This window comes from Cupriavidus sp. 01L43 (assembly GCF_056399925.1).
Genome location: NZ_JBFTSH010000002.1, coordinates 669382 through 694204, shown reverse-complemented (window position 1 = coordinate 694204; position 24823 = coordinate 669382). Strand labels below are relative to the sequence as shown.

Annotated in this window: 22 protein-coding genes and 1 tRNA gene; 12 read left to right on the top strand and 11 right to left on the bottom strand. The window is 66.4% G+C overall.

The features are described from left to right. Positions 1-110 precede the first annotated feature (110 nt). The 4 genes from AC1DP9_RS06335 to AC1DP9_RS06320 all read left to right on the top strand — a co-directional run bounded on the left by AC1DP9_RS06335 (position 111) and on the right by AC1DP9_RS06320 (position 3182). Entirely contained in the window at positions 111-1724 is a 1614-nt protein-coding gene (locus tag AC1DP9_RS06335) for a DUF342 domain-containing protein (protein WP_477106869.1), read from the top strand. A gap of 196 nt (positions 1725-1920) precedes the next feature. After that, the gene (locus AC1DP9_RS06330) at positions 1921-2220 is read left to right on the top strand and encodes a hypothetical protein (protein WP_477106868.1); all 300 of its coding nucleotides are present in this window, start codon (positions 1921-1923) and stop codon (positions 2218-2220) included. 379 nt (positions 2221-2599) lie between these two features. Next, positions 2600-2878 carry a type II toxin-antitoxin system RelE/ParE family toxin gene (locus AC1DP9_RS06325; protein ID WP_477106867.1) on the top strand — a complete coding sequence of 93 codons (279 nt, stop codon included), beginning with the start codon at positions 2600-2602 and terminating at the stop codon, positions 2876-2878. Positions 2879-2897: 19 nt separating this feature from the next. Continuing rightward, positions 2898-3182, top strand: a complete 285-nt coding sequence (locus tag AC1DP9_RS06320; protein ID WP_369823392.1) for a HigA family addiction module antitoxin — start codon at positions 2898-2900, stop codon at positions 3180-3182. Positions 3183-3283: 101 nt separating this feature from the next. Here AC1DP9_RS06320 and AC1DP9_RS06315 read toward each other — a convergent pair. Next, positions 3284-3359, bottom strand: a tRNA-Thr gene (locus tag AC1DP9_RS06315). A gap of 179 nt (positions 3360-3538) precedes the next feature. After that, complete coding sequence (locus AC1DP9_RS06310) at positions 3539-4606, bottom strand: porin (protein WP_092292281.1); 1068 nt, start codon at positions 4604-4606, stop codon at positions 3539-3541. Positions 4607-5286: 680 nt separating this feature from the next. Here AC1DP9_RS06310 and AC1DP9_RS06305 point away from each other — a divergent pair. From AC1DP9_RS06305 to AC1DP9_RS06280, 6 genes are all read left to right on the top strand, one after another. Next, positions 5287-6123 carry an NAD-dependent epimerase/dehydratase family protein gene (locus tag AC1DP9_RS06305; protein ID WP_477106866.1) on the top strand — a complete coding sequence of 279 codons (837 nt, stop codon included), beginning with the start codon at positions 5287-5289 and terminating at the stop codon, positions 6121-6123. A 52-nt stretch (positions 6124-6175) separates the two neighbouring features. Then, the gene (locus tag AC1DP9_RS06300; protein WP_441592172.1) at positions 6176-7033 is read left to right on the top strand and encodes an SMP-30/gluconolactonase/LRE family protein; all 858 of its coding nucleotides are present in this window, start codon (positions 6176-6178) and stop codon (positions 7031-7033) included. Positions 7034-7164: 131 nt separating this feature from the next. Further along, on the top strand, positions 7165-8133 hold the full coding sequence (locus AC1DP9_RS06295; RefSeq protein ID WP_369823397.1) for a TRAP transporter substrate-binding protein: 969 nt from the start codon (positions 7165-7167) through the stop codon (positions 8131-8133). Between the two features lie 148 nt (positions 8134-8281). Further along, positions 8282-8731: a TRAP transporter small permease gene (locus tag AC1DP9_RS06290; protein ID WP_092293275.1), complete on the top strand. Its 450-nt coding sequence runs from the start codon at positions 8282-8284 to the stop codon at positions 8729-8731. Then, a complete protein-coding gene (locus AC1DP9_RS06285; protein WP_092292289.1) occupies positions 8722-10005 on the top strand; it encodes a TRAP transporter large permease in 1284 nt (427 codons plus the stop codon). Before AC1DP9_RS06290 ends, AC1DP9_RS06285 begins: the two co-directional genes overlap by 10 nt. After that, entirely contained in the window at positions 9978-10931 is a 954-nt protein-coding gene (locus tag AC1DP9_RS06280) for an aldose 1-epimerase (RefSeq protein WP_477106865.1), read from the top strand. Before AC1DP9_RS06285 ends, AC1DP9_RS06280 begins: the two co-directional genes overlap by 28 nt. A 67-nt stretch (positions 10932-10998) precedes the next feature. On the opposite strand, the gene AC1DP9_RS06275 is transcribed toward AC1DP9_RS06280, so the two are convergent. Then, positions 10999-12015 (bottom strand): class 1 fructose-bisphosphatase, encoded by a 1017-nt coding sequence (locus tag AC1DP9_RS06275; RefSeq protein WP_092292291.1) that lies wholly within the window; start codon positions 12013-12015, stop codon positions 10999-11001. Positions 12016-12108: 93 nt separating this feature from the next. Beyond that, the gene (gene pepN / locus AC1DP9_RS06270; RefSeq protein ID WP_477106864.1) at positions 12109-14820 is read right to left on the bottom strand and encodes an aminopeptidase N; all 2712 of its coding nucleotides are present in this window, start codon (positions 14818-14820) and stop codon (positions 12109-12111) included. Between the two features lie 183 nt (positions 14821-15003). Between pepN and AC1DP9_RS06265 the strand changes: the two genes are divergently transcribed. Next, a complete protein-coding gene (locus AC1DP9_RS06265; protein ID WP_441643855.1) occupies positions 15004-15720 on the top strand; it encodes a DUF4136 domain-containing protein in 717 nt (238 codons plus the stop codon). A gap of 183 nt (positions 15721-15903) precedes the next feature. After that, positions 15904-18225 (top strand): NADP-dependent malic enzyme, encoded by a 2322-nt coding sequence (locus tag AC1DP9_RS06260; RefSeq protein ID WP_477106863.1) that lies wholly within the window; start codon positions 15904-15906, stop codon positions 18223-18225. A gap of 130 nt (positions 18226-18355) precedes the next feature. On the opposite strand, the gene AC1DP9_RS06255 is transcribed toward AC1DP9_RS06260, so the two are convergent. The 7 genes from AC1DP9_RS06255 to AC1DP9_RS06225 form a co-directional block, all read right to left on the bottom strand. Then, positions 18356-18601 carry a hypothetical protein gene (locus AC1DP9_RS06255; RefSeq protein ID WP_092292299.1) on the bottom strand — a complete coding sequence of 82 codons (246 nt, stop codon included), beginning with the start codon at positions 18599-18601 and terminating at the stop codon, positions 18356-18358. A gap of 183 nt (positions 18602-18784) precedes the next feature. Beyond that, the gene (locus AC1DP9_RS06250) at positions 18785-19402 is read right to left on the bottom strand and encodes a hypothetical protein (protein ID WP_255370738.1); all 618 of its coding nucleotides are present in this window, start codon (positions 19400-19402) and stop codon (positions 18785-18787) included. Between the two features lie 40 nt (positions 19403-19442). After that, positions 19443-20120, bottom strand: a complete 678-nt coding sequence (locus AC1DP9_RS06245) for a VIT1/CCC1 transporter family protein (protein WP_092292303.1) — start codon at positions 20118-20120, stop codon at positions 19443-19445. A gap of 246 nt (positions 20121-20366) precedes the next feature. Then, positions 20367-21482: a porin gene (locus AC1DP9_RS06240; protein WP_092292305.1), complete on the bottom strand. Its 1116-nt coding sequence runs from the start codon at positions 21480-21482 to the stop codon at positions 20367-20369. 145 nt (positions 21483-21627) lie between these two features. Then, complete coding sequence (gene uraD / locus AC1DP9_RS06235; RefSeq protein WP_477106862.1) at positions 21628-22149, bottom strand: 2-oxo-4-hydroxy-4-carboxy-5-ureidoimidazoline decarboxylase; 522 nt, start codon at positions 22147-22149, stop codon at positions 21628-21630. Then, on the bottom strand, positions 22146-23090 hold the full coding sequence (puuE, locus tag AC1DP9_RS06230; protein WP_477105065.1) for an allantoinase PuuE: 945 nt from the start codon (positions 23088-23090) through the stop codon (positions 22146-22148). The genes uraD and puuE overlap by 4 nt, the downstream gene beginning before the upstream one ends. A gap of 228 nt (positions 23091-23318) precedes the next feature. After that, on the bottom strand, positions 23319-24725 hold the full coding sequence (locus tag AC1DP9_RS06225) for a nucleobase:cation symporter-2 family protein (protein ID WP_092292311.1): 1407 nt from the start codon (positions 24723-24725) through the stop codon (positions 23319-23321). Positions 24726-24823 lie beyond the last annotated feature (98 nt).

Sequence of the window (24823 nt, the reverse complement as noted above, 5' to 3'; positions counted from 1 at the left end):
AAAGATCGACGACAAGCAGAGTTGGCGGCAGCAAACGGCGATCCTTGCGGAAGGATCGGGGCCACGGCCCGGCCGGACTGCCATCGCCTGCCACACAGAAGCGGGGACACATGACAGCCGACGCCGGACTACGCCTGGAACTGAGCCAGCCAGGGGACCACGTACGCGCGTGCTTTGCACCGGAGCCGGGACGCCTGCCGCCCGACCGCGCCACCCTCGAAGCCAGCCTCGAGGAACATGGCTGGCGCGGCGCGCGGCTCGACCAGGGCGCGGTGAACGCCTTCCTGACCCAGTGCCAACTGGCTGACGGCGAGGTCGACGGCGTGATCGGCAGCCTGCTCGACGGGGCCTTCGAACTCGAAATCACTGCTGACAAGCTGTCCCTGCTGCTGACGCTGATGCCGCCCGAGGGCGGCCGGGCGATCAATATCGAGGACATTGCCGCCGCGGCGACCTCGATGAACGTGGTGGCGCTGCTCGACAAGGCGGCCATCGAAGTGGCGCTGGAGGCCGGCAGCTGCGAAGGGCGCGAAATCGCGCGCGGTGTGGCGCCGGTGCAGGGCCAGGCAGCGCGCTTCGACAGCCTGGTGCAGCCGCGCAAGCCCGCGCAGACCGAGAACGAGGACGACCGCTTCGACCTGCGCGACCTGGGCAGCCTGCTGCTGGTGAACCCCGGCACGGCGCTGATGCGGCGCACCCCGGCCCGCCCGGGCCAGGACGGCATGGACATCCTGGGCAAGCCGATCCCGGCCGACCCGATGATCGATACGCCGTTCGCCGCGGACCTGACCGGCGTGGCCATCGACCCCAACGACCCGCTGCTGCTGCTGGCCGTGATCGCCGGATCGCCGCGCGTGCTGCCGAGCGGCGTGATCGTGAGCCCCGTAGTGGACGTGGAGGCGGTGGACCTGCACTCCGGCAACGTCACGTTCGACGGCTCGCTGCGCGTGTCGGGCGACATTCGCACCGGCATGTCGGTCCGCGTGACCGGCGACGTGGTGGTCAGCGGCACGATCGAGGCGGCGCACGTGGAGGCCGGCGGCGACGTCATCGTCAAGGGCGGCATCATCGGCAAGGCCGAGACCGCGCACGGCGCCGATTCTGGCGAGATTGCGAGTGTGCGCAGCAAGGGCGCAGTGCACGCGCGCTATATCCAGAATGCGATTGTCGAGGCGGCTACCGAGGTCATCGTGGAAAGCGGCATCCGCCAGAGCGATGTCTCCGCGGGCGAGCGCGTCACGGTGGGCAGCCCGACCGGCCAGGGCAGCATCAGCGGCGGCCGCACACGCGCGCTGGCCAGCGTCAGCACCGCCATGCTAGGCGCGCCAGCCGGCACGGCCACGACGGTGCAGGTGGGCCTCAACCCGTTTGCCGACCAGCAGAAGGCGGAGCTGGAAGAGCAACGGCGCAAGATCCTGGAGGAGCAGGCCAAGCTCCAGCAACTGGCCGCGTTTTTCGCGAAACATCCAGAGCGCGCCGTCGGCGACATCCGCGAAAAAGCGCGCGCGACGATGTACAAGATCAACCGAGATTTGTTCGAACTGGACGCCGAGATCGCCAAGCTGACCGAGCAGATGAAGCCATCCGACGAGGCGGTGATCGCCGTGGGACGGCGCATTCATGGCGGCGTGACGATGCAGGTGGGCCACAAGATCCTCAAGGTGATGGAGGACAAGACCGGTGGCCAGGTGCGCGTGGTGGACGACCGGATCTCGGTGACCTGACCGGCGTGGTGTTACGGCGGATTGGGCGGACGTTACGGCTGTCGTAACATCGGTACGGCGCCGCCGGCGCGCTTTCCCGGCGGCGGTCTTCCCTTGTCCGGCGCACCTGCCGGACATCGGTCCCGTCCTCAGCATCGACCCGGAGGCCGTGGGGACGCTGGCGGTGGCCGACGAGCGGGTGCTGGTGGTGTACGGCATGTCGAGCGAGTCCACCGACAACTGGGCGCTGCTGCGCCGGCTGCATCGCAGGATGCCGCAGGCGCGCATCCTGCTGCTCTCCGACAACATCTGGCTGCACGTGCCGTCATCGCTACAGGTCTGCGGGGTGATGGCGCACGCGCCGAAATCGGCCTCGATCGAACGGCTGGAGGCAAGCATCCGGCACCTGCTGGGCGACACGGGCGCCATGCCCCAGCCGGCACCCCGCTCGGAAGCCTGGCAGCCGCTGCATCCACCCCACGCCATCGTCGTCCCGGCGGCGCGCCGAGCACGCTGAACGACGCCCGCTGAACCACGCTCACCATGGCGGGAAATCTGGACTAAGCTGGAAGCGTGTCCTGGGGTGCCGCAGGATCCGCGACAGCTAGTTCCGGGCAGCGAATGAAGACGCGGTCCAGCACACTGCGAAGGCGTTACGCGGAACCGGATCACGAGGCACTGGAATCAGAAAAGCCAACCTGCAAGCGGGTTGGCTTTTCTTTTTGGCGGGTCGCGAACGTGGCGATTGAGAGGAATCTGATTTTGAGGGGAGGGCGGTTGCGCGTGTGCGGGCGGTCCTAGAATCGGCCTTCCCTATTTCGATGGAAAGCACGATTGGCCGATTGCGTTACGTAACCCTAAGGGTTACACTCTCCGCCGACGATTGCCGTCTCACCATGATTCGCTTATTTGCGCACAAGGGTCTCGAACGCTTCTTCACCCCAGGCAGCACGGCGGCGATTCCCGCGATGCACGCCAAGCGGTTGCGGCTGATCCTGGCGCTGCTGGACGAGGCAGCCTCGGCGCGCGATATGGATGCGCCCGGCTTGCGACTGCACGCGCTCAAGGGCGATCGCGCGGAGCTTTGGGCCGTGACGGTGCAGGCGAACTGGCGGGTGACCTTCCGGTTCGAGAACGGGGACGCGCACATCGTCAACTACATTGACTATCACTAGTGAGAGGGGCGCCATGCGCATGCACAATCCACCGCATCCGGGCGAGTTGCTTGCGGAGCTTTGGCTCGAGCCGCTGCGGCTGACGATTACCGATACCGCCGCGGCGCTCGATGTTTCGCGGAAGACGGTTTCCGAGATCGTGAATGGCCGGGCTGGCATCACGCCGGAGATGGCGGTTCGGCTTGAACTGGCCTTCGGCAAGAGCGCCGAGTCTTGGCTCGCGCATCAGGCCGCGTACGACCTGTGGCAGGTGGACCAGTACCGCAGCGAGCTGCGCGTGCGCTCGCTCCAGCCCGCGACCTGAGCTTCGCCCCAAGTGCGCCGCCCATGAAAAAACCCGCAGCGCTTGCGCGGTGCGGGTTTTTGAAGGCGACGCGGAAAAACTGGCGTCGCCGGTAATGCTGTTGGTGCCGAAGAGAGGAATCGAACCCCCGACCTTCTCATTACGAATGAGCTGCTCTACCGACTGAGCTACTTCGGCAACACCGTTGAGTGTTTGCAGCGCCTTGCGTTGCTTGCGAAACAATCGAACTGAGCCCGCAATCTTAGCGGTGAGTTTTGGGTTTGGCAAGACCCCTGTGCAGATTTTTTGCGCGATTCTTGCTGTGGCAACGTCGCCGGAACAACACGGAAAGCCGGCGGCGCGCCACAGGCGTCACATCAGAACTTGTGGCGCAGGCCTGCCATCACGCCAACCCGGCTGCCGTGGCCGTAGAAGGGGGTCTGGAAGGTGGACTGGCCGCCCAGCGTGCGCCAGGCGTCGGTCAGGTTCGTGTAGTCGGCTTCGAGGTACACGTCCGTGCGCTTGCTGAACGCGTAGTCGAGCATCAGGGCGCCGGTGAAGCGGTTGCCGGAGTCGTCGCCGTGCTTCAGGTGGTCGTAGGTGCCGGTCGCGATCACGGACCACGCGTTGGTGAACGCGTATTGCAGGCCCAGGTAGCCGGCCTGGTTCTTGTAGCCGGCGTTGTCGACGTTGCTGTTGGTGTAGCCGAGGTAGACCGTGGCCGGGCCGACCTTGTAGGTGCCGCCCAGCGTCCAGACCTTCTGGTCGCTTACGGGTACGGCCACGCCGTAGTACGCCGCCGTGTCGCGCATGATCTGGTAGCCGCCGCCGACCATGAACGGGCCCGAGGCGTAGCTCACGCTGGCGCCCGTGGAGGACGAGTTCGAGAAGCTGCCCGCCACCTCGCCGAAGGCGTGCTGCGCCGCGATCGAGAACCCGCCGAACCGGCCCGAGTACTTGATCATGTTGTCCTGGCGCACGCCGCCGGTGTAGTTGCCGCCCTGGAAGCCGACGATGGCGAGGTTCGCCAGCGCCATCGCGTCGTAGCTGGCGATGACTTCGTGGATCACGGTGAACTGGCGGCCCAACGTGACCGTGCCGAAGTCGCCCTGCAGGCCGACGTATGCCTTGCGGCCGAACAGGCGGTTGCCTTGCAGGCTCTGGCCGGCGTCGGGCGAGAAGCCCGATTCGAGCACGAACAGCGCCTGGTAGCCGCGGCCCAGGTCTTCCAGGCCGTACATGCCCCAGCGGCTGCCGGTAAGCACGCCGTCGGTCATCTGGACCTTGCCGTTGCCGGCGGCGGATTCGTTCGAGGTGTAGCGGATCGTGGTATCGACAATGCCGTACAGCGTGACATTGGATTGCGCGTGGGCGGGCGCCGTGGCGCCCAGTGCGGCGGCGCCGAGTGCTGCGGTAGTGAAGAAGGGCGCGAGGGCTCGCTTCATGGTTTGCGTCTCCATCCTGGCTCGTTATCGGTTGTTGTTGCGGAATGGCCGGTGCCTGTTTCTTTGTGGACTTCTGCGACGTCCTTGGCTCAGGCGTTGACCTGCACCGGCGTGGCGTGAAGGCAGCCCCGGACTGGCTATCCGGGGCGCCGGGACCGCTGATTTCCGGGGTTGGGAAAGGCAACCCAGGTCGTCAGATGTCCTATGACATCGTACCTTACAGAAAAATAACATCGCAAGACATAGGACGAGACATTAGTCAGCGCGCAACACTAGAGCCGCCTGTCAGTTTTGCGGGAGGATGGTCGGATGGCAGACATTTCGGCATCTCCGCCGAGATGCCGTCGTCGATGCAGGGACGATGCACGAAAGCCAGGACGCTGCCGATGGATTTGAGCCAACCCATATGGATGGCCGATCTCCGGTCGATGGATCTCGCCGGCCCCTGTCAAAAGACACCGTTTTCAAAGCACCAAAATCATCCTAAACCCCAATACGCGCCAATCCGTTTCAGTTGTCTGCAAACTAAAACTTCTAGGGAATTCACTGACGTTGCACCGCCTTGACCGCAGGTTGACGGACGATTAGATTCCAGTCACGTTGTATGACGACAGATCAATCAACCTATCCACATATCCCGCGAGGCCCTTGGCGGGGCCACGCCAGCGCATCCCGAACCTATGTCCCTCGCCCCCAAAGATCCGCTCGACGGTGTCGTCACCCGTTGCCATCGCATCCTGCTGACCGGCGCGGCCGGCAACCTCGGCAAGGTCCTGCGTGACCGCCTGAAGCGCTATGCCGATGTGGTGCGTATCTCCGATATCGCCGACCTCGGCCCGGCAGGCGCGCAGGAAGAAGTCGTGCCCTGCGATTTGTCTGATCCCAAGGCCGTCCACGCGCTGGTGGCGGGCGTCGATGCCATCGTCCATCTGGGTGGCGTGTCGGTGGAGCGTCCGTTCGAGGAGATCCTGCCGGCCAATATCCAGGGCACCTACCACCTCTACGAGGCGGCGCGGCGCCATGGCGTGCGGCGCATCGTGTTCGCCAGCTCCAATCACGTGATTGGCTTCTACAAGCAGGGCGAGGTGCTCGACGCCGATTCGCCGCCGCGCCCGGACGGCTATTACGGCGTGAGCAAGGCGTTCGGCGAGCAGCTGGGCAGCTTCTATTTCGACCGCTACGGCATCGAGACGGTGGCGCTGCGCATCGGCTCGTCGTTCCCGGAAGCGAAGGACCGCCGCATGCTGGTCACCTGGCTCGGCTACGACGACCTGGAGCAGCTGATCAAGCGCGCAGTCTTCGTGCMGGAAGTGGGCTTCACGATCGTCTACGGCGCCTCGGCCAACCGCGATAGCTGGTGGGACAACAGCAAGGCGGCGCGGCTCGGTTTCCGGCCGGTGGAGTCGTCGGAGCAGTTCCGGGCCAAGGTGGAATCGGTGCCGCCGCTGCCGGCGGATGATTCGGCGGGCTGGTACCAGGGCGGCGCCTTCGTCAAGGCCGGCCCGTTCGGGGGCTGACGCCGTGAGCGACCAAGTTTCGCAAGTCACCCCGATCGAACGCATCGGCGACATGCGCTGCGGCGTGGGCGAGAGCCCCGTCTGGCACGCCGCCGAGGCCGCGCTGTACTGGACCGATATTCCCGGCCGCACGCTGTGGCGATACGACCCGGCCAGCGGGCAGACCGACCACTGGAGCCTGCCCGAGATGGCCGGCTGCATGGCGATGACGCCGGACGGCGGCTGGCTGCTGGCGATGGAGACCGGGCTGTTCCGTGTGGCCCGGCTGGTGCCGGGGCAGGCCACACCGTCGCTGCAACGCGTGGCCACGGTGGCGCATGCGCGCGCCGGCATGCGTTTCAACGATGGCCGCTGTGACCGCCAAGGCCGCTTCTGGGCCGGCACGATGGTCATGGACATGTCGCTGGCCGCGCCCGACGGCAAGCTCTATCGCCATGACCCCGCCACCGGCGCACTGGACGTCATGCGTGACGAATTGATCACCCCCAACGGGCTCGCCTTCAGCCCCGATGGCCGCACGATGTATCTGTCCGATTCGCACCCCGCGCGGCAGGCCGTGTGGGCGTACGACTACGACACCGACACCGGCACGCCGACCAACCCGCGCCTGTTCATCGACATGAACCGCTACCCGGGCCGCCCCGACGGCGCCGCCGTGGATGCCGAGGGCGGCTACTGGATCTGCGGCAACGACGCCGGGCAGGTCCACCGTTTCACGCCCGATGGCCGGCTGGACCGGTCGCTGGCGGTGCCCGTGGCCAAGCCGGCGATGTGCGCGTTTGGCGGGGCCGGGCTGGACACCCTCTATGTCACGTCGATCCGCACCGATGACACCGATCCGCTCTCGGGCGCGGTGTTCGCGCTGCAACCGGGCGTGCGCGGCCTCGAGGAGCCCACGCTGCGCGCCTGACACCCGTATTGCCGTATCACCGCATTGCTTGCCCGCAAGCCCCAAGTCTTGAAGTCTTGATCGAAAAACTACAAATCCGGAGGCACTTCATGTTTTCTACCCAACGCCCGCGCGTCCGCCTGGGCGCCCTGATGGCCGCCATGGCCGCCGCTGCTGCCACCTTGGCCACCGTGGCGATGCCGATGGCCGCGCAGGCCGCGGACATGCGCTCGGCTGACATCCACCCCGAGGACTACCCGACCGTGCAGGCCGTGCGCCACATGGGCGAGTTGCTCAAGCAGCGTTCCAATGGCCGGCTGACGGTCAAGGTGTTCGCGCAGGGTTCGCTTGGCAGCGAGAAGGATGCGATCGAGCAGACCAAGATCGGCGCGCTCTCGATGGTCCGCGTGAACTCGGCGGCCATGAACAACATCTGCGAGGCGACCATCGTCCCGACGATGCCGTTCCTGTTCCGCTCTACCGACCACATGCGCCACGTGCTGGACGGCCCGATCGGCGACGACATCCTGAAGTCGTGCGAGAAGAACGGCTTTATCGGCCTGGCCTGGTATGACAGCGGCTCGCGCTCGATGTACACCACCAAGCGCCCGATCCGCACGCTGGCCGATGCCAAGGGCATGAAGATCCGCGTGCAGCAGTCGGACCTCTGGGTCTCGCTGCTGGAGGCGATGCACGCCAACGCCACGCCGATGCCGTGGGGCGAGGTCTACACCGCGCTGAAGACCGGCCTGGTCGATGGCGCCGAGAACAACTGGCCCAGCTACGAAAGCTCGCGCCAGTTCGAGGTCGCCAAGTACTACTCGCTGACCGAGCACTCCATGGCGCCCGAGATGCTGCTGTTCTCGAAGGTGATGTGGGACCGCATGTCCAAGGATGACCAGGCGATGGTCCGCCAGGCCGCCAAGGACTCGGTGCCGTACATGCGCAAGCTGTGGGACGAGCGCGAGCTGAAGTCGCGCAAGATGGTGGAGGCCGCCGGCGTGCAGATCATCAGCGTCGACAAGACCTCGTTCCAGGCCGCGATGAAGCCCGTCTACGACCGCTTCATCACCAGCGCCCAGATGAAGGACCTCGTGCGCCGCGCGCAGGATACGAAGTAAGGGCCCCATCATGCTTTCGTCTTCCCCCACCCCGGCCACGCCGGTGGACGGCACGCCGGGGCCCGCTCCGGCGCCTGTCACCAGCCCCGCTGGCCCCGCCGGCGTCAACTTCTACACCCGCTTCTGCGCCACGCTGGCCCGCGCCTGCATGGCGCTGGGCGTGACCGGGCTCGTGCTGCTGGTCCTTGCCGTGCTTACGCAGGTGTTCGGCCGCTACGTGCTGAACGACACGCCCACCTGGGCCGAAACCATCGCCATGCTGCTCGTGCTCTACGTGACGATGCTCGGTACGGCCGTGGGCGTGCGCGACGCCGGCCACATCGGCCTGGAGTCCCTGCTGGTGCTGCTGCCCGAACGCATCCGTACCAAGATCGAGCTGCTGATCCACGTGCTGGTCGGCACGTTCGGCGCGGTCATGGCCTACAACTGCGCGCTGCTGGCGCTGTCCGTGGCGGACTACAAGCTGCCCACCCTCGGCATCTCCGAGGGCTGGCGCTATCTGCCGCCGGTGATCGCCGGCGCGCTGATCGTGCTGTTTTCGATCGAACACATCATTGCGGTGCTGAAAGGCACGGAAGTGGAGCCGGCATGGCACTGATCATTCTCTCCATCAGCTTCTTCGGCCTGCTGGTCCTTGGCGTGCCGGTGGCGTTCTCGATCGGGCTGTCGGCGGTCATCACCATCCTGTACGAGGGCCTGCCGCTGGCCGTGGTGTTCCAGCAGATGACCTCGGGCATGAACGCGTTCTCGTTCCTGGCCATCCCGTTCTTCATTTTCGCCGGCGAGCTGATGCTGTACGGCGGCATCGCGGACCGCATCGTCAACTTCGCCAAGTCGATGGCCGGCCATGTGCGCGGCGGGCTGGGCATGTCGAACGTGCTGGCGTGCACGCTGTTCGGGGGCGTCTCCGGCTCGCCGGTGGCCGATGTGTCGGCCATGGGCGCGGTGATGATCCCGATGATGAAGCGCGAGGGCTACCACGCCGACTACGCGGTCAACGTGACCACGCACGCGGCGCTGGTCGGCGCGCTGATGCCGACCAGCCACAACATGATCATCTACACGCTGGCGGCGGGCGGGAAGGTGTCGATTGCCGCGCTGATCCTGGCCGGCGTGCTGCCGGCGCTGATCCTGACGATCTGCAACCTGGCCGCCGCCTACTTCGTGGCGCGCAGCCGGGGCTATCCGGCCGGCAAGTTCCCGGGCTGGGACATCGTCGGCCACTCGCTGGCGGCGGCGCTGCCCGGGCTGTTCGTGGTGGTGCTGATCCTGGTGGGCATCCTGTCGGGCGTGTTCACGGCGACGGAATCGGCGGCGGTGGCGGTGCTCTACGCGCTGGCGCTGACTGTGCTGGTCTACCGCTCGCTGACGCGCGAGCAGTTCGTCAAGGCCGCGGCCAAGGCGGTCAAGACCACCGGCGTGGTGCTGCTGCTGATCGGCATTTCCGGCACCTTCGGCTACCTGATCAGCCTCTATGGCGTGGCCGAGCTGACCGGGCAGTTCCTGAGTTCGCTGTCCACCAGTCCGTGGATGATCTTCCTGATGGTGAACGTGATGCTGTTCATCCTCGGCACCTTCCTGGACATGGCCGCGACCATCCTGATCTGCACGCCGATCTTCCTGCCGATCTGCCAGCACTTCGGCATGGGGCCGGTGCAGTTCGGCATGATGATGCTGATCAACTGCGCGCTGGGGCTGAACACACCGCCCGTGGGCACCACGCAGTTCGTTGGCTGCGCCATCGGCGGGGTGTCGGTGGGGCAGGTGATGAAGACGATCTGGCCGTTCTACGGGGCGCTGCTGGCGGCCCTGCTGATGGTCACCTACGTGCCGGCGTTCTCGATGTGGCTGCCGGACCTGCTGCTGAAGTGAGCGGCTGGCTGACCCCCGGCGCACTGCACACCGTGCGCGCGGGCGCCCACGTCCTGACCGTGGCGCCCGCCGCCGGTGGCCGCATGGCCGCGCTGACCACCACGCGCGCCGATGGCACCGCCATCGACTGGCTCGCACCCATGCCGGCCGAGGCGCTGTGCGAGGGCTTCGAGGCCCGCGCCTGGCCCAAGGCCGGCAGCTATCCGCTGCTGCCGTACTCGAACCGCATCCGCGATGGCCGCTTCCGCTGGCAGGGGCGCGAGGTCCAGTTGCCGCCGCATCCGGGCCAGCCGCACGCGATGCATGGCTTCGGGCACGTCCGGCCGTGGCAGGTGGTGGAATCTCAAGAAAATGCGATCACGCTGGCGCTCCAGCATCCGCCCGGCACCGACTGGCCCTGGGCCGTGCTGGCGCGGCAGTCGCTGGTGCTGGACGAGGCGGGCCTCGCCGCCGCGCTCGACATCCGAAACGTGGGGGATACGCCGATGCCGGTGGGCGGCGGCTTCCATCCGTTCTTCGCTCGCCCGCCCGGCATGCGCATCCAGTTCGATGCGGCCCACGTCTGGCCGGCGGACGGCGGTGGGGTGGCCACCGGGCGCGCAGCCATCGGGCGGCGCGAGGCCTTCCTGCGCGAGCGCCATCTGCCCGACTCGGACCTCTCCGTCTACTACAGCGGCTGGAAGCGCCAGGCCACGCTGCGGCATGCGGATGGCGCCACGCTGACCCTGCGCGCCGCCGAGCCGCTCGAGCACCTGATCCTCCACGCGCCCGGCGGGTGCGACTTCGTCTGCCTGGAGCCGGTCTCGCACGTGGCTGACGCCGTCAACCTGTGCGCCCGGGGCTGGGAGGGCACCGGCCTGCGCGCGCTGGCGCCCGGGGAGTCGGTCACGTTCCGCATGCAGTGGCTCATCGAGGTGCCGCGCTGATATGCAAACAGGGCGCCGGAGCGCCCTGTCTTGTCCTGCATCCCCCTATATATAGAGAGGGACTGGCTTACGCCTTGCCTTCGGCTTCCCGGTGGGCGCGCGTGATGCGGTCCACCTCGTTCTTCGAGCCGAGCACCACCGACACGCGCTGGTGCAGCTGCGTCGGCTGCACGTCCAGGATGCGGTCGTGGCCGTTCGTGGCCGCGCCGCCGGCCTGTTCGACCAGGAACGCCATCGGGTTGGCCTCGTACATCAGACGCAGCTTGCCCGGCTTCTCCGGCTCGCGCTTGTCCCACGGATAGAGGAACACGCCGCCGCGGGTCAGGATGCGGTGCACATCGGCCACCATCGACGCCACCCAGCGCATGTTGAAGTTCTTGCCGCGCGGGCCTTCCTCGCCGGCCAGGCATTCGTCGATGTACTCGCGCACGGGCGGGGCCCAGTGACGCATGTTCGACATATTGATCGCAAATTCCTTGGTGTCTTCGGGAATCTGCACGTCCGACTGGGTCAGCACGAAGCTGCCAGCCTCGCGGTCCAGCGTGAACATGTGCACGCCGTTGCCGACCGTCAGCACCAGCGTGGTCTGCGGGCCGTACACGGCATAGCCGGCCGCCACCTGATGCGTGCCCGGCTGCAGGAAGTCCTGCTCGGTCACGGTCTGGCCCGGCTTGGGCATGTGCAGTACCGAGAAGATCGTGCCGATCGACACGTTCACGTCGATATTCGACGAGCCGTCGAGCGGATCGAACAGCAGCAGGTACTCACCCTTCGGATAGCGGTTCGGGATCTCGTAGAACGAGTCCATTTCCTCCGAGGCCATCGCCGCCAGGTGGCCGCCCCACTCGTTGGCGTCGAGCAGCACTTCATTGGCGATGACGTCCAGCTTCTGCTGGGTCTCGCCCTGCACGTTGCCGGTGCCGGCCGAGCCGAGCACGCCCGCGAGGGCGCCCTTGCTCACGGCGTTGGAAATGGCCTTGCAGGCGCGCGCCACCACCTCGATCAGCAGCCGGAGCTCCGGCTGGATCGTGTTGTGCTTGCGCTGCTCCTCGACCAGATAGCGGGTGAGGCTGATGCGTGTCATGTGGTTCTCCTTCGATGGCCGCAATTCTACATGTCTGCCGCTACGGACATGGCAGTTTTACGAATGGTTGCCGCTCCGTCCTCACCCCCGGGGTCAGGCAGCCAGCGACTTGCCGACGATCTCCCGCACGTCGCGCGAGAGCGTCTGGCACGCCGCCACGCGCTCCAGCGCGGCGCGCATGCGGTCCCGCAGCGGCAGCGCGTATTTCTGCCAGCGATCCATCACCCGCGCCAGCCGGGCGGCCACCTGCGGGTTGATGGCGTCCAGCGCCAGCACCTGATCGGCCCAGAATTCGTAGCCGGAGCCGTCCTCGGCATGGAACTGCGCCGGGTTACCCGAGCAGAAGCTGAAGATCAGCGAGCGCGCCCGGTTCGGGTTGCGCAGGTTGAAGGCGGGATGGTCCATCAGCGCGCGCACGGTGTCGATGGTGCGCTTGCCGGCGTGCGGGCCCACGTCGCCACGCTGCATGCCCTGGAGCGAGAACCATTTGTCGATGACCAGCGCATCCTGCTCGAAGCGCTGGTAGAAGTCCGCCAGCGCGTGCTCGCGGCCCGGCGCGAAGCTGTTGACCAGCGCCGAGAGCGCCGCGGCGCGGTCGGTCATGTTGTCGGCCTGCTGGTAGTGGGTGTCGGCCAGCGCCTGCATGGCGGCGTCGCCGCTGTCGGCCAGATAGCCAAGCGCGAGGTTGCGCAGCGCGCGGCGGGCCATCGCGTCCGCGTCGGGGCTGTACGGCCCCGGAGTGGCGTTGGCTTCATATGCGGCCAGCCACTCGCGTTGCAGCGCGCTGGCCAGGCCCTCGCGCATGAACAGGCGGGCATGGTGAATCGCGGCCGGGTCGGCCACGCCCATCCGCTCGGCCAGATAGGCTTCGGCGGGCAGCATCAACGCCTGCTCGCGGAACGCCGGGCTCAGCGAGCCGTCCGTCAGCACAGCGCGGAAGGCGGCCACCAGCGCCGGATCGAGCTTCAGTTCGCGGCCGGCCTGCACCTCGCCCACCAGTTTCAGCAGCGCGCGCGTGGCCAGGCGCTGGCCGGCTTCCCAGCGGTTGAAGGCGTCGCTGTCGTGGGCCAGCAGGAAGGTCAGTTCGGCATCGGAATATTCATAGTCGACGATGACCGGCGCCGAGAAGTCGCGCAGCAGCGAGGGCAGGGGCGCCTTGTCGCCGCGCGGCAGCCCGGTGAAGCGGAAGGTCTGCTCGGCCTGCGTGAAGTCGAGCACGCGGGTGGTGCCACGCTGGGTGGCTTCCCCGGCGGACTCGCCTTCGAGGTGCAGCGGCAGGTCGGCGCCATCGGCACCGATCAGGCCCACCGCGAACGGGACGTGGAACGGCTGCTTCTCGGGCGTGCCCGCGCGGGTCTCGATGCCGACCTTGGGGCAGCGCTGGGTCAGCGTCAGCGCCAGCGTGCCGGCGGCGCCGTCCCACGCGGTCTTCACGCTGACCACCGGCGTGCCGGCCTGGCTGTACCAGAGCCCGAACTGGGTCAGGTCGCGGCCGTTGGCGTCGGCCATGGCGGCGCGGAAGTCGTCGCAGGCCACGGCCTGGCCGTCATGGCGCTGGAAGTACAGGTCCATGCCCTTGCGGAAGCCGTCGCGGCCCAGCAGGGTCTGGTACATCCGCACGACTTCGGCGCCTTTCTCGTAGACCGTGACGGTGTAGAAGTTGTTGATTTCCTCGTAGCTGTCCGGGCGCACCGGGTGGGCCATCGGGCCGGCATCCTCGGGGAACTGCACCTGGCGCAGCACGCGGACGTCCTCGATCCGCTTCACCGCGCGGCCGGACTCGGAGCCCATCATGTCCGCCGAGAACTCCTGGTCGCGGAACACCGTCAACCCTTCCTTGAGCGAGAGCTGGAACCAGTCGCGGCAGGTCACGCGGTTGCCGGTCCAGTTGTGGAAGTACTCATGCCCCACCACCGACTCGATATTGGCGAAGTCCACGTCCGTGGCCGTCTGCGCATTGGCGAGCACGTACTTCGTATTGAAGATGTTCAGGCCCTTGTTCTCCATCGCGCCCATGTTGAAGTCGCTCACGGCGACGATCATGAAGCGGTCGAGATCGAGTTCCAGGCCGAAGCGGCGCTCGTCCCAGCGGATGGCATGGATCAGGGAGTCCATGGCGTGGCGGGTCTTGTCGAGGTCCTGCGGCTCCACCCAGACCTGCAGCAGCTTTTCCTTGCCCGATGCGGAGGTGATGCGTTCCTCGATGCAGGCCAGCTTGCCGGCCACCAGCGCGAACAGGTAGGACGGCTTGCGGAACGGGTCTTCCCAGACGGCCTCGTGGCGGCCATCGGGCAAGGCGCGCTCGGACAGCAGGTTGCCGTTGGAGAGCAGCACCGGACTGGCGGCGCGGTCGGCGCGCAGCGTGACGCGGTAGGTCGCCATCACGTCGGGGCGATCGAGGAAATAGGTGATGCGGCGGAAGCCTTCGGCTTCGCACTGGGTGAAGAAGTTGCCGTTGGAGACGTAGAGGCCGGACAGCGTGGTGTTCGCCGCCGGATTGCAGGCAGTGGTAATGACGAGCGTGCCTTGCGCCGGCAGGCCGGTCAGCGTGAGCGTGCCGGCGTCTTCCTTCGTGCTGGCGAACGGCTGGCCGTCGAGGGTCACGCCGAGCAGCTCCAGCGCTTCGCCGACCATGACCAGCGGGGCGTCGCCGGCCGCGCCGGGCGCGCGCTGGAAGGTCAGCGTGCTGGCGACGACGGTGCGTTGCGGGTCCAACTCCAGCACCAGGTCGACGTGGTCGATGGCGAAGGCGGGCGGAGTATAGTCCTTGCGATAGACGGTAACGGGCGTATCGGTGCGCAGCATGGGGAATCCTGTCTTCGGAGTGACCGGGGGCGGGCGCCACGGCGGGTGGCGGTGCGGAGGTTCCGCGGAAGTCCCCATTGTAGCCAAGGGCGGCGGGGAATTCCGGGAGAGCGCCCGTGTCTGAAGTCTGGTAGGACGAACGAACAAGAACGAGGTATCGCGATGTGGAATGCCGTGGCAGGGATGGGTCGACGGGCCGTGGTGGCGCTTGGAGCGCTGGGGGTATTGGGTTTGGCTGGCTGCGCCAGCACGGTGACCACCGAGGTCACCGCCTTCCGGCAGGCCGGGTGGCAGAACGACGCGCCGCGCACCTACGCCTTCGAGCGTGCGCCGATGCCGGCGCCGGCCGGGCAGGCCGGGCAACCCGCCGCCCAGCAGCCGCAGGCCCAGCAGTTCTCCGCGCAGGACTCCCAGCTCGAATATGAGACCTACCAGGCGTGGCTGGCCGACGCGCTGGCCGGCGTGGGCTTCGAGCAGAAGCCGCCGGCGCAGGCGCGCTACCTCGTCAGCATGGACTACGGCGCCGTGCCCGGCATGGTGCGCGTGGCCGAAACCTACTATTCCGATCCCTGGTACGGCCCGTGGGGACCGTACTGGGGCCCGTACGGCGGCTACTACCGGCCCTACGGCCCGTGGGGCTGGGGGCCGGGTTATCCGGGCTACTGGCCGCCGCAGACCGTGGTGCGCGACGTGCCGGTGACGTTCTCCAGCCTGCGCATCTTCTTCAAGGACGCCGCGAGCGGCAAGCGCGTGTACCAGATCACGGCGCGCAACACCACCGAGGGCGGCAGCCTGGCGGGCGTGATGCCGTACATGATCCGCAGCGCGCTGACCGAATTCCCGTCCGAGAGCGGCCGGCCCCGGCGCGTGACGCTGGAAGTCGACAAGGACAAGAAGTAATCCCCGGCGCGGCGCATGGGACGCGCGCTGGTTCATCCATAAGACAAGGCGATTGCCTACCGTGCGGTAAAAGGAGTTTTGCGCGTGAATCGCGCAAAAACCCCCGCCAGCACGCGGCAAAGCGCAACCAGCCGCGAAATGGCTGGGCTAGAATGGCTCCTCGATTTTTTCCGGTACGAGCAAATGAGCAGCAAGACAAGCGGTGATGCACCGCAACATGCCCCCAATAGCCCTGAAGCGCAGTTGCGTCTCGCCGCGCTGGAATATCACCGCAGCCCGACCAAGGGCAAGATCCAGGTAACCGCCACCAAGGCGCTGTCCAACCAGCGCGACCTGTCGCTGGCCTACTCGCCGGGCGTGGCCTACGCCTGCGAGGAGATCGCCAAGGATCCGTCGATGGCCGCCGAGTACACCTCGCGCGCCAACCTCGTGGCCGTGATCACCAACGGTACCGCCGTGCTGGGCCTGGGCGACATCGGCCCGCTGGCCGGCAAGCCGGTGATGGAAGGCAAGGGCTGCCTGTTCAAGAAGTTCGCCGGCATCGACGTGTTCGACATCGAACTCGATGCCCGCGACCCGGACAAGATCGTCGAGATCGTTGCCGCGCTGGAGCCTACGCTCGGCGGTGTGAACCTCGAGGACATCAAGGCGCCCGAGTGCTTCTATATCGAGAAGAAGCTGCGCGAGCGCATGAACATCCCCGTCTTCCACGACGACCAGCACGGTACGGCCATCATCTCGGCCGCGGCGCTGCTGAACGGCCTGAAGGTGGTGGGCAAGGAAATCGGCAGCGTGAAGGTGGCCGTGTCGGGCGCCGGCGCCGCTGCCATCGCCTGCCTGGACACCATGGTGAGCCTGGGCCTGAAGCGCGAGAACATCTCCGTGGTGGACTCGAAGGGCGTGATCTATGTGGGCCGCGACGCCAACATGGAAGTCAACAAGGCCCGCTACGCGCAGGACACGTCCAACCGCACGCTGGCCGACATCGTCAACAACGCCGATGTGTTCCTGGGCTGCTCCACCGCCGGCGTGCTGACCGGCGAGATGGTCAAGACCATGGCCAACAAGCCCATCATCCTGGCGCTGGCGAACCCGGAACCGGAAATCCGCCCGGAAGTGGCCAAGGCCGCGCGCCCGGACTGCATTATCGCGACGGGTCGGTCGGACTATCCGAACCAGGTCAACAACGTGCTTTGCTTCCCGTACATCTTCCGTGGCGCGCTGGACTGCGGCGCGACGAAGATCACCGAGGAAATGAAGCTGGCCTGCGTAAAGGCGATTGCCGAGCTGGCCGAAGCCGAGCTGAACGACGCCGTGGCCGCCGCCTACGGTGGCCGTGAGCTGAAGTTCGGCCCGGACTACATCATCCCGACGCCGTTCGACCAGCGCCTGATCGAGAAGATCGCGCCGGCCGTGGCGAAGGCCGCCGAGGAATCGGGCGTGGCGACGCGTCCGATCCAGGACCTGGAAGCCTATCGCCAGCAACTGACGCACTACGTCTACCACACCGGCCTGATCATGAAGCCGGTGTTCTCGGCCGCCAAGGCTGCGCCGAAGCGCGTGGCCTACGCCGAGGGCGAGGAAGAGCGCGTGCTGCGCGCCGTGCAGGGCGTGGTGGACGAGGGCCTGGCCAAGCCGATCCTGATCGGCCGTCCGCACGTGATCCAGATGCGCATCGAGAAGGCCGGCCTGCGCCTGCGCCCGGGCGTGGACTTCGAGCTGATCAACCCCGAGGATGATCCGCGCTACCGCGCCTATCACGAGGCCTACCACACGCTGCGCGGCCGCGATGGCGTGACGCCGGACATGGCCAAGGTGGCGCTGCGCCGCTCGAACACGCTGATCGGCACCATGCTGATGCATATGGGCGATGCCGATGCACTGCTGTGCGGCACCGTGGGCCGCTTCGAAGCCCACCTGGAGCACGTGCGCGACGTGATCGGCCTGGCGCCGGGCGCCAAGGTGTTCGCCGCGATGAACGCGCTGATGCTCGAGAAGTACACGCTGTTCATCACCGACACGTTCGTGAACGAGGATCCGACCGCCGAGGAACTGGCCGCCATCACGCAGCTGGCCGCCGAGGAAATCCAGCGTTTCGGCCTGCACCCGAAGGTGGCGATGATGTCGCACTCGATGTTCGGCTCGTCGAACCGCCCGTCGGCACGCAAGATGCGCGACGCCGCCGCGATCCTGGCCAAGGTGGCGCCGCAACTGGAAGTGGAAGGCGAGATGCAGGGCGACGCCGCGCTGGTCGAGGACGTGCGCCGTCACTTCCTGCCGAACACCAAGCTGGCCGGCAGCGCCAACCTGCTGGTCATGCCGACGCTGGATGCCGCCAACATCGCCTTCAACCTGCTCAAGATCACGGGCGGACAGGGCGTGACGGTGGGCCCGATCCTGCTGGGCGCGGCCAAGCCGGTGCACATCCTGAACCCGCAGGCCACCACGCGGCGTATCATCAACATGACGGCCGTGGCCGTCGCGGAGTCGAGCGCGGTGCGCTAAGCCGCGCTACCTGCCGAAACCGCCGGTACCAAAGAAAAACCGGGCCTGAGGAAACTCAGGCCCGGTTTTTTCATGTCGGTGCGCTGGCAGCGTCTGCCGGGGTTGCCAGCGCGTCGGCGGGGCGATTGCACTATTGCAGCACGTTGTACTGCTCCCGCATTACCACGATGATCGAGCGTGCCGCTGCCATGCGATGGGACAAATCGTCGAAGGTATCCTCGCGAAAATCAACCTCAGCGCTCCAGTTGCAACCCGTATGGTCCGGCTGGTGCACGCGCATCGCGTGAAGTTCCGCCTCGCCGCATTCAGGGTTGTTGTCCAGGCACTGGCTCAGGATAGCCATCAATTCCGACCGGGTCTTCGCATAGCGCCTCATGAGTCACCTCTTTGGTTCGCCGCGGGATTCGCGCTGGTTCGTGGTCCGGCCCACAGTCCGGACAATTAATCTATGCAGCGGGCGGGGCAGTCGCCAATTGAATCCGCCTATGGAGCGTCGGCTTCCGATCCTGGCATCTATCCCGCAGCGCAGCAATCGCCGCCGTCCTGGCCATCCGCTGCGCTAGAACGCGATTCCCATCGACACCACCACCACCTGCGCCGACGATGCAGGATTGAACCAGTACACGCCCGCGGTGACCCGCTTGAACGTCACCTGCGCAAACGGGCCGCGTTGAATGTCGCGATCCGACTGATAGGCGCGCGTCCGCTGCACCGCCAGGCCGAGCCGGAGCCAGTCCGCCGGCCGATAGGCGAGTTCGCTCCACGCGTAGACGTAGCTCGATTCGCGCTCGCGCTGGTCATGCACGTATTCGATCTCGATGTAGTAATCGAACTTCCGCCAGGCAAGACTGGCCTCCAGGCCGCCGATCGGGCCTCGGACGTCGCCGCCGACCCAGCCCACGATCGGCGTAGCGGAGTAGGTGAGGGCTTCGCCGCCGGCGAACGTCCACCCGACGAAGGCCGACATTGCGCGTCGCGCCTCGTAGTTGACCCGCGTCTCCAGACGCAGCGCGCCAACATTCGCGCCGACGATGCCGGTCACATACTGCTCGCCATGACGCGGTATGTTCCAGTAGGCCGTGGCGGCGAGGCTTTTCTCCGGGCCGCCGGCTTCCTTCTCGTTTTCCCCCGCTTCGGCATGCGCGTCCTGGCAGGCCATGGCGATTGCCATTGCCATGCCGACGCCGCCGACTATCGCCCGGCATCGGGGGCCCATGTCAGCCACCCAGTGCGATGACCGCCATGGTCAGCGCCAGACCCAGCGCCAGCATGCCGATGCCAGCGCGTATGGCGCCAAAGCCTGCATAGTGCCCGAGCGCCATGCCACCCACGAACAGCATGATCATCGAGAGCGCGCGTGAGATCAGCAGCGCAAGCGGCACGTGGTCGATCAGAACGAACGGCAGTGCCACCGGGAACGTCGACAGCACGACGATGAAGAAAATGCGCACCGCGCCAAGCCAGTCGGCGGCGTCGAGGGCGGGGCGCGACGGCAGGGTGGTCGCGCCGGCCAGCCGGGTGCGAATGGCTTCGAGTTCGGCGTCGTCGACCAGCGTCCTCATCACCGGCGGCAGCGTGTCGCGGATGATCCGCACGGCTTCCGCGGGATCGGCGGCGTGCTGTACCGCCAGCGCCAGCTTGATCCGCTGGCCGCGGTTGGCCAGCGTCCGCACGAGGAACATGACCGCGTCGACGAGCCCCCAGGCAAGGTTGCAGCCCAAGGCCGCGCGTAGCATCAGGTGCCCCGCGTCTGGACCGACCGAAGTGGAGACGGCGCCCACAAACGTCAGGGCCATGAACAGTCCAAACAACATCTCTGACACGCGATCGACGACATCGAGCACGGGCTCGCGTGTTTCCGCTGCGTTCTCGATGGCGATCTGATTCGGATTCATGAGGCGTCGTTCCTCGCAAAGTGCCGCCAGCCTGACCTATTTATAGGCGGATTTTTGCAAGGATTCGCTTGGCCGAAAGGCCCGATCGCGCCAATCGCCGCTGGTAGCCGGAACGAGGACGCGATGAGGACGCGATGGGGCGTGCATCATGATGCACCGTCCGTGTGCGGCCAAAAAAAATGCCGTCCAGCACCTGGCTGGACGGCATCGCCGCCGAAACGGCCTCTTACTGACCGGTGACCTGGATCAGAACTTGTGGCGCATGCCCACGCCAAAGGTATCGCCGTGCTCGAGGCCGGTGATCTTGTCGTAGAAATACGCGGCGTACACGTCGGTGCGCTTCGACAGGTTGTAGTCGTAGGCCACCGCGAACGTGTTGCGCTTGAAGCTGGCCACTTCGTTCAGCGTCTTCACGTAGCCGTACGACGCCAGCACGTTACCCGCGCCCACCGGCACCGAGACGCCGGCCTGGCCGTCCATGTGCTTGATGTCGCCGTTGACGTTGGCGTTGACGTCGCTCTTGATGTACTGGCCCTGGGCGAACACCTTCACGACCTTGAAGTCGTACGACAGGCCGACCTGCACGGCGTTCTGCTTGTCGAAGCCCTGGATGTACGGGCTGTTGGGGCTGCCGGTGGAGCCGGTCAGGTCGCCCGGCGTGCTGTCGAACTTGACCTGCTGGTAGGCCACCGTCGCGGCGAAGTTGCCGGCGAAGTACGTCAGGTTGGCGCCGAACTTGTTCTTGCTGTTGTTGCCGGCCGACTCACCCAGGCTGTAGATGAAGTTGGCGGTCAGGCCGCCGAACGTCGGCGTGGAGTAGACGATCGAGTTGTTCCAGCCCGAATCGCCGATGATGCCCGGATCGTACAGCCGKCCGTTGTTGACCGTGAAGTACGTGTGGAAGATCTGCGGCGAGAACACGTACGAGTCGACGAGCGGGTTGAACAGGATCGTCGAGACGAAGTACGGCGTGGTGTTGCGGCCGAGCTTGACCGAGCCGTAGGTGTTGTTCTGCAGGCCGACGTAGGCATTGCGGCTGAACATCGAGTCGCCGTTGAAGCGGCCCATCGAACCGGTGTCGGTGCGGAAGAAGCCGTTCAGGTCGAAGATGGCCTTGGTGCCCATGCCCAGGTCCTCGACACCCTTGATCCCCCAGTACGACGTCTGCATGCCGCCCGAATTGGCCACAAAGGCCCGGTCGCCGTTGCCCGGGCTCTTGACGCCACCGACGAACATGTCGGCCTGGCCGTACAGCGTGACGCTGGACTGGGCCATGGCCGCGCCGGAAAAGAGCATGGCGGCGACGGCCGCCAGCTTGATCGCCGGCTTGGACGCCGGCTTGTAGTTGTACTGCTTCTGCATGGTAAAGACCTCCGTGGTTGTGATGCCTGCTCAGAACGTTTCTTGTGTGTGCCGGAACCCTTCTGGGTCTCTCTGGTGTGCCGAACGTTGCTGCCTATCTTTCTCTCTCTCTTCTCCAGTTGCCGCGCGATGGGTGACGCGGCGACTAAGTCGCGGATACTAAGTCGTTCAGCCGGAACTGCGCAATGCGATGAATCTGATTGATGCAACTTTGCAACTCCACCTCGGGCGGGTTTTCGAGGCGGCTTGCAAAAGCGTCGATGATGCCGTGGCGGTCATAGCCGCGAACGGCCAGGATGAACGGGAAGCCGAACTTCTGGTTGTAGGCGGCGTTGAGCGCCTGCAGTCGTTCGAACTCCTCGGCCGTGCATTGGTCGAGTCCCGCGCCGGCCTGCTCGCGCGTGGATTCCGCAGTCAGCTCGCCGCGCACCGCGGCCTTGCCGGCCAGCTCCGGGTGGGCGCGCACCAGCTTGAGTTGGGCGGCCTCGCCCGCGGCATCGACGGCAGCGCGCAGCGCAGCGGCCAGCGCGGCGGCATCGGCGAACGGGCGCTGCCGTGCGGCCGTCTCGGCGAACCAGGGCGAATGCTCGTAGATCCCGCCTAGTACTTCGACGAATTCGGCCTCGGGCATCGCATTCAGTTGGGCGAGGGTGTAGGTCGTGCTCATGCCTGGCTCCCGTGCGGATGGGTCTCGATCCAGTGTCGGGCGATGTCCACGCGCCGGCAGATCCATACCTTGTCGTGCGCTTGCACGTAGTCGAGGAAGCGTTGCAGCGCGCGGAAGCGCCCCGGGCGGCCGAGCAGCCGGCAGTGCATGCCGATCGACAGCATCTTGGGACGGTCCTGGCCCTGGGGGTCGCCCTCGGTATAGAGCACGTCGAACGCGTCCTTCAGGTACTGGAAGAACTGGTCGCCCGTGTTGAAGCCCTGCGGCGTGGCGAAGCGCATGTCGTTCGAGTCGAGCGTGTACGGCACCACCAGATGCGGCTTCTTCTCGCCGCCGGTGACTTCCACCTCGGTCCAGAAGGGCAGGTCGTCGCCGTAGTAGTCGGCGTCGTACAGCAGGCCGCCGTGCTCCACTACCAGCCGGCGCGTGTTGGGGCTGTCCCGGCCTGTGTACCAGCCCAGCGGCATCTCGCCAGTCAATTCCTTGATGATTTCCATCCCGATGCGCATGTGCTCGCGCTCGGTGGCTTCGTCGATGTTCTGGTAGTGAATCCAGCGCCAGCCGTGGCAGGCGATCTCGTGGCCCAGCTCGACGAACGCGCGCGTCAGCTCAGGATGGCGCTGGAGCGCCATCGACACGCCGAAGATCGTCAGCGGCAGCTTGCGCTGCTCGAACTCGCGCAGGATGCGCCAGACCCCGGCGCGCGAGCCGTACTCATACACGCCTTCCATGCTCATGTGCCGCTCGGGATAGGCCGCGGCACCGATGATCTCGGACAGGAACTGCTCGGAGCCGGCGTCGCCGTGCAGCACGTTGTTCTCGCCGCCTTCCTCGTAATTGAGCACGAACTGCAGCGCGATGCGCGCGCCGCCCGGCCAGCGGGCGTGCGGCGGGTGGGCGCCGTAGCCGATGAGATCGCGTGGATAGTTATCGTGTGTCATCTCTTATATGTCTGCTTCAGGAGAAATCTGCTGCTCGCATGAGCGAAGGTTTCGATTGTTGTCATCGCCCCTGGCTGAAGCGACTTCACTTACGCAAAGCGCGTGCCAGAGGCGTCTCATGCGAGTCCGGCGTTGTTGACATGTTTTAGCGATGGTTGCGTGCCAAATACCGTCAAGAACTGTCGGACAAAAATGTTGAATACGATTGTTGGATCAGGATTGTCGGGCTCACTCCGTGCCGTGGGAGTTGGCCGCCGCGTTGCGCATGGCCTCGTCGGCGGACTGCATGCCGTTGAAGAACAGGTTCAGCACGACCGCGACGATGGTGCCCAGCACGATGCCGCTATGCGTGAACGGATCGGTCCACTTGGGCAGGTACTGGAACAGCGTGGGCGAGAGCGTCGGGATCATGCCGAAGCCGATGGAGATCGCCACGATGAACAGGTTGTGCCGGTTGCGCGTGAAGTCGCAGCTACCCAGGATGCGGATGCCCGATGCGGCCACCATGCCGAACATCACGATGCCGGCGCCGCCGAGCACGAACTGGGGCACCGACGCCACGATGTGCGCCATCTTCGGGAACAGGCCGAACGCGATCAGGATCACGCCGCCGGCCGCCGCCACGTAGCGCGAGCGCACGCCGGTCACGGTGACCAGGCCCACGTTCTGCGAGAACGAGGTGTACGGGAAGGTGTTGAAGATGCCGCCGATCACGGTGCCCAGGCCGTCGGCGCGCAGGCCGGCGGTCAGGTCGTTGCGGCTCAGCTTGCGGCCGGTGATGTCGGAGAGGGCCAGGAACATGCCGGTGGACTCCACCAGCGTGATCAGCATCACGATGCACATCGACAGGATGGCCGTGATCTCGAACGTCGGCATGCCGAAGTGGAACGGCGTGATGACGGCCACGAAGCTGGCGTCGCCCAGGCCCTCGAACGAGACCTTGCCGAACGCGGCCGCCACCACCGTGCCGATCACGATGCCGAGCAGCACCGCGCAGTTGGCGATCAGCCCCCGGCCATAGCGCGAGAGCAGCAGGATCACCAGCAGCACCAGGCCGGCGATGGCCAGGTTGCCGAGGTCGCCGTAGGCGAGGTTGGGCACGTCCTTGACCACGCCGTCGATCACGCTGCGCGTGGTCGGCTGCCCGCCGCCGGCCCAGTTGATGCCCACCCGCATCAGCGACACCCCGATCAGCGTGATCACCGTGCCGGTCACCACGGGCGGAAACAGCCCGAGCATGCGCCCCATCATCGGCGCAATCAGCACGCCGAACACCCCTGACGCGATCACCGCGCCGTAGATGCCGAGCAGGCCCACGTTGGGGTCGTTGCCGATGGCGATCATCGGCGCCACCGAGGCAAACGTCACGCCCATCATCACGGGCATGCGGATACCGAACTTCCAGAAGCCGATGGCCTGGATCAGCGTGGCGAGCCCGGCCGCGAACAGGTCGGCATTGATCAGGAACGCCAACTGGTCCTTGGGCAGCTTGAGCGCCCCGCCGACGATGAGGGGCACGGCAACGGTGCCGGCGTACATCACCAGCACGTGTTGCAGGCCCAGCGCCAGCAGGCGCCCGGAGGGCAGCCGCTCGTTGGTGAGGTCCGTGGGGACCGTGGTGCTTGCGGAAGTCATGGGTGTGTCTCCTCTCCTTTGGTTTTGATGGGAACGCGCGCCGGGGTCCATGGCCTCTTGTTGTTATGAGGGTCTCGCGCCGTGCCTCTGGCGGGCGT

What these genes read in the sequence shown, in the direction of transcription:
- AC1DP9_RS06335 (WP_477106869.1), top strand. Translation starts at nt 111, where the DNA reads ATGACAGCCGACGCCGGACTACGCCTGGAACTGAGCCAGCCAGGGGAC.
- AC1DP9_RS06330 (WP_477106868.1), top strand. Translation starts at nt 1,921, where the DNA reads ATGTCGAGCGAGTCCACCGACAACTGGGCGCTGCTGCGCCGGCTGCAT.
- AC1DP9_RS06325 (WP_477106867.1), top strand. Translation starts at nt 2,600, where the DNA reads ATGATTCGCTTATTTGCGCACAAGGGTCTCGAACGCTTCTTCACCCCA.
- AC1DP9_RS06320 (WP_369823392.1), top strand. Translation starts at nt 2,898, where the DNA reads ATGCACAATCCACCGCATCCGGGCGAGTTGCTTGCGGAGCTTTGGCTC.
- AC1DP9_RS06310 (WP_092292281.1), bottom strand. Translation starts at nt 4,606, where the DNA reads ATGAAGCGAGCCCTCGCGCCCTTCTTCACTACCGCAGCACTCGGCGCC.
- AC1DP9_RS06300 (WP_441592172.1), top strand. Translation starts at nt 6,176, where the DNA reads ATGCGCTGCGGCGTGGGCGAGAGCCCCGTCTGGCACGCCGCCGAGGCC.
- AC1DP9_RS06295 (WP_369823397.1), top strand. Translation starts at nt 7,165, where the DNA reads ATGGCCGCCATGGCCGCCGCTGCTGCCACCTTGGCCACCGTGGCGATG.
- AC1DP9_RS06290 (WP_092293275.1), top strand. Translation starts at nt 8,282, where the DNA reads ATGGCGCTGGGCGTGACCGGGCTCGTGCTGCTGGTCCTTGCCGTGCTT.
- AC1DP9_RS06285 (WP_092292289.1), top strand. Translation starts at nt 8,722, where the DNA reads ATGGCACTGATCATTCTCTCCATCAGCTTCTTCGGCCTGCTGGTCCTT.
- AC1DP9_RS06275 (WP_092292291.1), bottom strand. Translation starts at nt 12,015, where the DNA reads ATGACACGCATCAGCCTCACCCGCTATCTGGTCGAGGAGCAGCGCAAG.
- pepN (WP_477106864.1), bottom strand. Translation starts at nt 14,820, where the DNA reads ATGCTGCGCACCGATACGCCCGTTACCGTCTATCGCAAGGACTATACT.
- AC1DP9_RS06265 (WP_441643855.1), top strand. Translation starts at nt 15,004, where the DNA reads ATGGGTCGACGGGCCGTGGTGGCGCTTGGAGCGCTGGGGGTATTGGGT.
- AC1DP9_RS06260 (WP_477106863.1), top strand. Translation starts at nt 15,904, where the DNA reads ATGAGCAGCAAGACAAGCGGTGATGCACCGCAACATGCCCCCAATAGC.
- AC1DP9_RS06255 (WP_092292299.1), bottom strand. Translation starts at nt 18,601, where the DNA reads ATGAGGCGCTATGCGAAGACCCGGTCGGAATTGATGGCTATCCTGAGC.
- AC1DP9_RS06250 (WP_255370738.1), bottom strand. Translation starts at nt 19,402, where the DNA reads ATGGCAATGGCAATCGCCATGGCCTGCCAGGACGCGCATGCCGAAGCG.
- AC1DP9_RS06245 (WP_092292303.1), bottom strand. Translation starts at nt 20,120, where the DNA reads ATGAATCCGAATCAGATCGCCATCGAGAACGCAGCGGAAACACGCGAG.
- uraD (WP_477106862.1), bottom strand. Translation starts at nt 22,149, where the DNA reads ATGAGCACGACCTACACCCTCGCCCAACTGAATGCGATGCCCGAGGCC.
- puuE (WP_477105065.1), bottom strand. Translation starts at nt 23,090, where the DNA reads ATGACACACGATAACTATCCACGCGATCTCATCGGCTACGGCGCCCAC.
- AC1DP9_RS06225 (WP_092292311.1), bottom strand. Translation starts at nt 24,725, where the DNA reads ATGACTTCCGCAAGCACCACGGTCCCCACGGACCTCACCAACGAGCGG.